This is a genomic window from Neisseria sp. P0021.S007 (genome assembly GCF_051956855.1).
In genome coordinates this window covers 1-592 of sequence record NZ_JBQCXA010000811.1, presented here as the reverse complement: position 1 = coordinate 592, position 592 = coordinate 1, and the positions used below count along the sequence as shown (strand labels likewise).

General features: G+C 46.6%; 1 pseudogene. It reads left to right on the top strand.

Annotation, left to right across the window (positions count from 1 at the left end):
- Positions 1–592: pseudogene (locus ACTHUR_RS16085) on the top strand (hypothetical protein); the annotation flags it as partial.

Here is a 592-nt window from a genome sequence, read left to right as displayed (position 1 = left end):
TTGCTGCGGCATTTAGTTTGAGCGCGTGCAGTAATTTGGATCACAAAACCGCGCACGAGGTCATGTCGATTTCCAATGACCGTATTTTAAAAGAAGACCACAGCTTTAACATCACAGGCAGCTCTCAAGTATATATCAGCCCATTGGCTGAAGCTGTATTGGCAGATGAAAAGGTGGAAAAGAAAGCCGAAGCGAAAGCAGAGGATGCCAAAGCCAAAGAGGGGGAGGCGGCAGCCTCTATGGAGGTTGCTCAAGAAGACGACGCTGCTTTGAAGCAGGAGTTTTCTGAACGAGAAGAGGCTGAGTTCCGCAATGCAATGCTTGATGCCTTGCCGGACGGCAATATCGCACAAGTTGCCGTTGATTATCTGGATAAATATCCTGCCATATCCAGTTACATGGAAGGGGTTCATCTGAATTATGAGGTAGCTGTTGACCTATCAACGCGTCAGTTTGAGATGATTCCTGAATTGGCCATCAACAACCACAATGAAAAACTTAGTATCAAACTTCCTATGAAACTGGATGCGGCAAAATGGGAAGTCTATGTTGATCCGCCTGCCAGCGTGTCTGCCATTGTTAATGCGTACAC